Annotated in this window: 8 protein-coding genes; 1 reads left to right on the top strand and 7 read right to left on the bottom strand. The window is 48.4% G+C overall.

Translation table 11 applies throughout. From position 1 onward, the window contains the following. The 6 genes from Q3C19_RS15570 to Q3C19_RS15545 all read right to left on the bottom strand — a co-directional run. Window positions 1–1,346 (bottom strand): MATE family efflux transporter (locus Q3C19_RS15570; protein WP_302730506.1); only part of this gene is annotated, 1,346 nt, incomplete at its 3' end. A gap of 93 nt (window positions 1,347–1,439) precedes the next feature. After that, window positions 1,440–2,024 carry a Maf-like protein gene (locus tag Q3C19_RS15565; protein WP_022162002.1) on the bottom strand — a complete coding sequence of 195 codons (585 nt, stop codon included), beginning with the start codon at window positions 2,022–2,024 and terminating at the stop codon, window positions 1,440–1,442. A 71-nt stretch (window positions 2,025–2,095) separates the two neighbouring features. Next, window positions 2,096–2,626, bottom strand: a complete 531-nt coding sequence (locus tag Q3C19_RS15560; protein ID WP_277122385.1) for an HAD family hydrolase — start codon at window positions 2,624–2,626, stop codon at window positions 2,096–2,098. Between the two features lie 11 nt (window positions 2,627–2,637). Further along, a complete protein-coding gene (locus Q3C19_RS15555; RefSeq protein WP_277122383.1) occupies window positions 2,638–3,435 on the bottom strand; it encodes a Rossmann-like and DUF2520 domain-containing protein in 798 nt (265 codons plus the stop codon). Between the two features lie 13 nt (window positions 3,436–3,448). After that, complete coding sequence (locus Q3C19_RS15550) at window positions 3,449–3,784, bottom strand: hypothetical protein (RefSeq protein WP_071149040.1); 336 nt, start codon at window positions 3,782–3,784, stop codon at window positions 3,449–3,451. 2 nt (window positions 3,785–3,786) lie between these two features. After that, window positions 3,787–4,323, bottom strand: coding sequence for a nitroreductase family protein (locus Q3C19_RS15545; protein ID WP_071149399.1), 537 nt, complete (start codon window positions 4,321–4,323; stop codon window positions 3,787–3,789). A gap of 113 nt (window positions 4,324–4,436) precedes the next feature. Between Q3C19_RS15545 and Q3C19_RS15540 the strand changes: the two genes are divergently transcribed. Then, window positions 4,437–5,420, top strand: a complete 984-nt coding sequence (locus Q3C19_RS15540; protein WP_277122379.1) for a GNAT family N-acetyltransferase — start codon at window positions 4,437–4,439, stop codon at window positions 5,418–5,420. Window positions 5,421–5,430: 10 nt separating this feature from the next. Here the strand turns inward: Q3C19_RS15540 and Q3C19_RS15535 are convergent, their stop codons facing one another. Continuing rightward, on the bottom strand, window positions 5,431–8,043 hold the full coding sequence (locus Q3C19_RS15535) for an alpha-amylase family glycosyl hydrolase (protein WP_302730501.1): 2,613 nt from the start codon (window positions 8,041–8,043) through the stop codon (window positions 5,431–5,433). Window positions 8,044–8,083: the final 40 nt, after the last annotated feature.

Here is an 8,083-nt window from a genome sequence, read left to right as displayed (position 1 = left end):
ATCTTCGCCAATATCCGAGGGAAAGAAAATACAAAAATCAGCGTACAGCAAATGGCGGCTACTGCATCGGAAATGCCTTCGGCTGCAAAAACACCCGTTACTCCCATCCACCGCGGCAACAACAAGGCCAAGGGTACCAGCAATATCACTTTACGCAATAGAGCTATAAAGATAGAAATACGCGCCTGCCCCAAGGCCACAAACATATTCTGACAGGCACGCTGCAAACCGAAAATAGTCATTCCACCTAGGAATATCGGCATCGAGCGTGATACTGTTTCAGTCAGGCGAACATCATTGGTAAAGACCGCTGAAATGACTGTAGGGAAAAGAATCATCAGCAACACCAGTACAAAGTTGAAAAGGAACATCACTGTCACTGCTACCTTGAAACAGGCCTTCACCCGTTCGCGGTCGCCATGTCCGTAATTGTAACTGGCAACAGGCACAAATCCTTGCGCAAAACCGGTCAATGGCACACTGACACACAGCATGGCTGCCTGCATCACCGCCAGCGCACTGACGTAAATATCGCCATAACGCTCCAGACTGCCATTCAGAACAAAGCCTACCAGACTTTCCGTACTGGCCATAATGAAAGGAGAAAGTCCCAGTGCCAAAGTAGCTCCTACAATGCGGCGATCTAACTTCATATAACGGCGTTCCAACCGTAAGGAAGCTTTCTGCGAAGTCAGGAAACGCAATACCCACACCGCACTGCACGCCTGCGACAGAATGGTAGCCAGTGCCGCCCCCTTCACTCCCATATCGAAGACAAAGATAAACAAGGGATCCAGCACTATGTTAAGCACCGCTCCAATGATAACCGAACACATAGCTACGCCCGGCCTTCCCTGACAGTTGATAAACAGATTCAGTCCTACCACCGTCTCGACAAACAGCGTTCCCAACAGATAAACCGACAGGTAATCGACCGCATAGGGCAACGTATTGGCCGAAGCACCGATAGCCAGCAGAATAGGTTCCATAAAGATATAGGAAATGGAAGAGGTGATGACTGCAAACAATATCAGCAGCACAAACCCGTTACCCAATATCTTCTCGGCGCGTTCGCGATGATTCTGTCCCAAAGCGATGGATGCCAGCGGTGCCCCTCCTCCGCCTACAATGGAAGAGAAAGAAGAAATCAGAATAATGATAGAACTGGTCACTCCTACTCCAGCCAGCGCATCAGTACCAATGCCTGGAATGTGACCGATATACATACGGTCCACCAATGTATAAAGCAAATTAACCAACTGGGCTGCAACCGCAGGCAAAGCCATACGGAATATCAGCGGAAGCATCGGATCGGTGCCAAGCCGCTCTTCGTAACGAGTATCCATACATTCTATCTTTTTAGACAGGCTGTCAACGAAAACAAGCTGACAAGACTACAGAATCCTTGTCAGCTTGCTCACCTACAGCCTTTCAACTATTTACACAATTGCTTTCAGTTCACGATACAGCCGTTGCACCGGAAGCCCCATAATATTGAAATAACTGCCCGAAATATTTTCCACTCCGATAAAGCCAATCCATTCCTGTACGCCATATGAACCGGCTTTATCCATGGGCTGATAACGGTCAACATAATAAGTAATCTCTTCTTCTGTGAGTTGGGCAAAACGTACCTCGGTCTGTGCAGCAAAGCTGCGTTGCCAGTCGGTAGTCGTAATGCAGACGCCTGTAAACACTTCGTGTGTACGTCCCGACATATCCCGAAGCATCTGTAACGCATCTTCCCGATCCTTAGGTTTACCCAATACCCGTCCGTCCAGCCAGACAATGGTATCGGCTGTTATCATCAGCTCGCCCGGCTGCAACAGTGCCCGGTAGGCATCAGCTTTTTCTTTCGAAATGTACAGAGGAATGTCTGCCCCTTGCAGCGACTCCGGATAAGATTCGTCTACATCCGGCAAGGTACGAACCTCGTAATCGATACCAAGTCCCGACAATAACTCCTTGCGACGGGGCGAATTGCTGGCCAATATCACTTTGTATTTTTTCAGATTCTCCAACATAAGCAGATTGAATAATGAAGTTTAAAGAAATGAATGAAACCTGAGAGCTCACAAGAAGCGTTAGAACGCATTTACCATCCGAACGCTTTCTCGTCTGCCAGCCACAGTCCCTGTACCTTCAGCACCTGTTCTACAATATCGCGACCGCAACCATAGCCACCGTCCGCATAAGATATGTAGCGCGAAACGGCTTTTACTTCGGGCACAGCATCTTTAGGGCAACAGGGAAGTCCGCACATACGCATCACTTCCAGGTCGGGGATGTCATCGCCTACATACAGTATTTCCTCATCCTTCAGTCCATGACGGTCGCGGAAATCGCAATAGTCGTGAATCTTTACTGACGAACCCAGATAAATGTTTTCGGCAGCCAGCCCCAACGAAAGGAAACGCTTGCGCACAGCTTCCGTCTTGCCACCGGTGATGATGCCCAGCAGCACTCCCTGCTTGGCGGCCAGGTGCAAGGAATATCCGTCCTTGATGTTGACCGTGCGCATCGGTTCGCCTTCCATACTCATCGGTATTACATTGGCACTCAGCACTCCGTCTACATCGAACAAAAGTGCCTTAATTTTTTTCAGATCGTAATTTATCGTACTCACAATGACCAGTTTTATTCTTTTGAACTTTGATGGATGCTTTCGCTTATCAGCCGATATAGTTCCTGTACTCTGGGCTCATCGGCCAGCATCTGCAGATGTCCGTTAATGACGTTTTCGTCAAAACGTATGGCCGGTCCTGTCTGTGCAGCCTTCGGCTCCAACTCGTGTACCTTTCGTGCCGTCTCGTCAATCAGAGGCAACATCACATCAAAAGGCAGATCGTACTTCTTCAACAGCTTGTCGGCCAAGGCATACATGTGGTTCGTAAAGTTACAGGCAAATATCGCAGCCAGATGCAGGCTCTTACGTTGTTCGGACGAGGCCTCGAATACCTTTACCGACAATGCGGCCGCCACTTCTTTCAGGAACTGAGTGTTCTCGGCCGAAGAGCCTTCCACAAAAATGGGAATATGGCTGAAATTTACTTCACGCTGCTTGCTGAACGTTTGCATCGGATAGAACACTCCGTAACGTTCTACATGACCTTCCCATATACTCATCGGAATGCTGCCGGCCGTATGTACCCATAATACTTTTTCTTTTCCTGCCACAATATCGGGCAGCAGCTGTACCAGTACTGCATCCTTCAACGAAACGATATACAGTTTGGCGTCTTTCACCAACTCAGTCAAATCGGTTGTATATTCAGCTTCCACTACCTGCGCCAGTCCCTGTGCCGACTCACGGGTACGGCTATATACCTGAACGATGCGAAATCCTTTCCGATAAAGGGCCTTAGCCAGATTGGTTGCCAAATTGCCAGCTCCAACCATCACAATCGACGTATCTTCTATACTTCTTCTTGCCATACAACACTCTTTTTCATCTTGTAGCCAACCAATAGAGAATAGCTCCCAGCACCAGCAACGCCAGCGGGAGCAGATAAGCGGACATTGTACCCAACAAGGCTGTTATCAGGTTGAAGTTCAGTATCAACCACAAGCCTATAAGTACCAGACCAACGGATTTGTCGTGCTTGAACAACAGAAATATCACCGCTGTGTAAAGTAGGAAATTATCTTTGTTCATCACCCACGGCAATCCTAAGGAACGGAAATGTATCAGCTTGTCCGCCAAATAAAGAATCCCGAACACGATCAGCGTGATTGCGGTTGCCTTGTATGTGTCCCGGTTATTATTTGCCTTCGCTGCACTCACCGTTATTGTCCTCCGTATTTATTCAGATGTATTTTCTCCCATTGCAGATGTTCTTCGGCAAAAGGCTTACGCTCCATACCCTTATGACCGATAGCAATGACACTGAGCACCTGCAGCTGCAAAGGGATATCCAGCAGTCCGTGGATAAATTCGTCCGACGGCATTCCGGCTGCCGTATAGCGTTCGCGCACCTGTACCCAGCAGCTTCCCAGTCCCATATCTTCGGCTTGGAGCTGCAAGTAGATAGAAGCGATCGAAGCATCTTCAATCCATACATCGCTTGCCAAAGGATCGGCCGTAACCACTACTGCCAAAGCTGCATCGGCAATAAATTGTGAGGCTTGCTCCTTGCAGTGAGACAGTTCCTTCAATGTCTCCTTATCATCTACCACGATAAACTGCCACGAATTGCTCCGCTTGGAGGTGGGTGCCATCAGTGCAGCTTTCATCAACGTAACGACTTCGTCCTGAGTCAATTCCTCGGATGTAAACTTCCGCATACTGCGGCGATTCTTTATCAATTCACTGAAACTTTCCATAAATAAACGATAATAATGAAGAAGCAATCAGGCAAATCTGCCGTTTGGACTTCTTCGTTCTTTTGCAATAAACTTGTGCAAAGATACAAGATTATTTTCTATATTTGCGAGCAATGCCTTTGAAACTGACAACATATTATCGGGGGAACCAGATTCCTGACTTACCCGGAAGCAATACGTTCCACTCTACGGAGTTGTTTCACATCTACGAAGCAACGCCGGGCTATACCCCTGTCCTTATTGTTGCCAGCGAACAGGACCGTCCGGTAGCCAAACTGCTTGCAGCACTGCGGAAAAGTGTCCGTCTCTTTCCGCCTGCCATCATCAAACGATGCGAGATCTACGGCACCGGAGAATACTTTGATCCCCAGTCTGATAAAGAAGCTATCTTCAGCGACATGCTGAAGCGCCTGACCGACGAAGCCTTGCGCGACTCCTTTCTGATAGAGTTCCGTAACCTCGAAAACGCATTATTCGGTTACAAAGCTTTCCGTGCCAACCATTACTTTGCCGTCAACTGGCTGCGTGTGCGTAACTCACTGCACAGTGTCGACCGCGTAGAAGAGCGTTTCAGTCCTTCGCGCATCCGGCAGGTAAAGAAAGGATTGAAGAACGGAGCTTACGTAAGAGAAGCGCATACTTCCGAAGAGATCAAGCAATTCGCCCTGATGCTACACAAGGTCTATTCTTCCAAAATACGCCGTCACTTCCCCAGCATGAGTTTCTTTCAGCACCTCGCAAACAAAATACTGGACGACCAGCATAGCCGGATATTCATCGTCATCTACAAAGACAAAATCATTGGAGGAAGTGCCTGTATCTACTCGGACGACAATGCCTACCTCTGGTTCTCGGGAGGCATGCGCAAGACTCATGCCTTGCAATATCCCGGCATCCTGGCCGTATGGAAAGCTCTGGACGACGCCAAACAACGGGGCTACCGGCATCTGGAATTCATGGATGTCGGCCTACCCTTCCGTAAACACGGCTACCGGGAGTTTGTGCTACGTTTCGGCGGAAAACAAATCAGCACCCGCCGTTGGTTCCGCTTCCGCTGGAAGTGGCTCAACTGGGTGCTGAATAAAATTTATGAATGAAAAAGATCTATCAAAAATTGGTATATACCTTATAACCGTGAGCCGGTACATTGACTGTTTTACCTACCGTTTCCTTCTCGCTGGTAAAGTAATTGTTCCAACTGCCAGCTTCGGCTGGGAAATCTACATTAATTGCAGCCTGGGTAAAATTGCCCACAACTACAATCTGTTTACCAGCCACACTCTCTAACAATAGCGAACGTCCGTCGTTCCAGTCAGCTTCTCCTACCTTCCATTCAAATAAGGCTCCCTCGTCAAACAGTTCAGGATTACCGTTGCGCAGCGTCATCAGGCGTGCATAGATATCGTGCAGTTCCTTCCGGTCGGCATTGTCCAGATAGTCCCAACGAATGGGTTTGCGATGCGTACGGTATTCTTCACTAACAGCTGTTCCATCCTGATTGCTGTTAATACTGAAGTCATAGCCCAACTCTCCAAATTGCCAAATCATCTTCGGACCGGGCACAGTGAGGAAGAAAGCCGTATTCAACTGCAACTGGTCCATACGAGCGGCCAAGTCTGTAGCCAGTACACCGTCGCCCCACTGGCTCTGTTTGTAGCCCATACGTTCTTCGTCGTGACTTTCCATGAAACCTACCCAACCGTATGTTTTCTCATAAAGTCCGCTAAAGGCACTGCCTTCTTTATACCCCATTGCAGTCTGGCAGTAAGCGTAATTCATGTTACGCCACAGGTGCATGCCGTCGGCAGCCAATTCCTGTTCTTCGCGGGCATCGCAAAAATGTTCCAAAATGACGTAAGCATCGCTCTTTGCCTGCTTGATGGCAGCATTGTAATCCTTCAGAATAGCTATACGGTTTGCATCGTAATTAGAGGCTGTACTTTCGTTCGAAGCTGTCTGCGTGAAACCTTTGGTCAGGTCGAAGCGGAAACCATCCAGCTTGTATTCTTCGAGGAGGAATTGCAGATTGCGTTTCACAAACTTGCGCACCAACGGTTCTTCGTGATTGAAATCGTGGAAGACGCTATAAGGATGAGGAGCATCGACGTTGAAGTACGGATTGTTTGCCGCAGTCTTGTTTTTGCTGCTATCCCAATACAGTTTAGCAAACGGATGACTGCCTGTAGCATGGTTGTAGACAACATCGAGGATGACCGCCATACCGGCCTCGTGACAGGCATCAATAAACTGTTTATAACGGTTCTTTGTTCCATACGCCTTGTCCATAGCAAAATAGAAGCATGGATTGTAGCCCCAGCTGTCGTTACCGTCAAATTCCTGCACCGGCATCAGTTCGATAGCATTGACACCGATCTGCTTCAGATAAGAGATTTTGTCCATTGCTCCGTTCAAATCACCGGATGTCGTAAAGTCGCGCAGGTGCATTTCGTAAATCACCAGCTGTCCAGGCTCTGTTATCTGGAAATTGTTCACCTTCCACGTATAAGTATCGCCGCTAATTTTAAAGGTAGATACAATGCCGCGTCCACCTTCCGGATAAGTCAAATTTCCGTCGTAGACAGAAGCGGGAATATAGGGATCGTTATCCGGATCGAGTATTTTCTCGGTATAGGCATCTGCTAAACGGATGGTTTCACCGTCTTTTGTTCCGACGTAATACTGGAAAGCATATTCTTTGTCGGCTTGTAGGTCAGTCAATGTAATCCACCAGCAGCCGGCAGCATTATCCCGATACATTTGCGACTTCTCGTCGTTACTCAATGTCCAGTTGTTGAAGTCACCTACCACATGAGCAAAGTCTTTATGATTGCCGTTCTTGTCACGATCGTAAAGCACCAGCGTCACGGTCGAGTTATCCACGACATTGATACCTTCTACGGCTCCTGCAGGCAAAGTGGCCTCTTTTATTTCACCGGGCACGAAACCTTCGTACTTCGAATCGGTGACTTGTACGAACGAATCCTCTTCGATGCCTTTCTTGCTGCCATCGGCACTGCGGACAACGATTCCCAGTTGATTGACCGGTGTCGTTCCGCTGCCAAACCATTCGCGTACGGTAGGGCTCAGCGTAATGCTCCAGACATTACTGCCCGATACAGTCATTTTGCATTTGGCAATGTTCTCGTTCCACTCGGCAGGAACAAAAAGCCAGGCACCTTCGTTCACCACGCCAATATGTACGTACACATCGCCTGTATATCCGTAGAGAGCCGAGCGCGAAGAAGCCTTGAAAGTAATGGTCAGTGGCTGATCAGTATCGGGTGACTCAGGACTGTAGCTCAGGCCTTCGGGCACCACTAGCACCGGAGCCGATTGCGAAATAGAAATTTCCCTGCTTTGCGAGCCTGCGGCAATCAGTAGTTTGGCCACACGGGCAGCCTGCGTTTCGTTCTTGCCGACCGACACGGTTATGGTGTTCGTTCCGGCTCCGCCCGAAGCCGGATTGATGGTGCACCAGCCATCGCTTACCCCAGTCAGCGTAGCTTTCCAGCTCTGACCCGTTTCAAAGCTGACGCTTTGTGAAGAGGCATTTTCGTCGAAACTGAAGCCTTGATCGAAGATTGTTTCACTACCGGAAACCGGTGTCAGATACTCCTGCAACTCTTTGTCGTCGTCGGAACAGGAAGCACATACCAACACGACACAAATGGCGATCCAATACCGCCACAAAAAGATTTTGTACCGTTCCATAATTCTCATAATATCAAATTCTTAGCATTTTTATCCAAAGGTAAGCAAG

The sequence above is a fragment of the Bacteroides sp. ET489 genome (genome assembly GCF_030518095.1).
Lineage (GTDB): Bacteria > Bacteroidota > Bacteroidia > Bacteroidales > Bacteroidaceae > Bacteroides > Bacteroides ndongoniae.
Note: the sequence above shows the minus strand (reverse complement) of the source record. Positions and strands in the feature narration are given on the sequence as shown.

Excerpts from the sequence above, each read along its gene's own strand:
- Q3C19_RS15555 (WP_277122383.1), bottom strand. The coding sequence starts at position 3,435 with ATGGCAAGAAGAAGTATAGAAGATACGTCGATTGTGATGGTTGGAGCT.
- Q3C19_RS15540 (WP_277122379.1), top strand. The coding sequence starts at position 4,437 with ATGCCTTTGAAACTGACAACATATTATCGGGGGAACCAGATTCCTGAC.
- Q3C19_RS15535 (WP_302730501.1), bottom strand. The coding sequence starts at position 8,043 with ATGAGAATTATGGAACGGTACAAAATCTTTTTGTGGCGGTATTGGATC.
- Q3C19_RS15545 (WP_071149399.1), bottom strand. The coding sequence starts at position 4,323 with ATGGAAAGTTTCAGTGAATTGATAAAGAATCGCCGCAGTATGCGGAAG.
- Q3C19_RS15565 (WP_022162002.1), bottom strand. The coding sequence starts at position 2,024 with ATGTTGGAGAATCTGAAAAAATACAAAGTGATATTGGCCAGCAATTCG.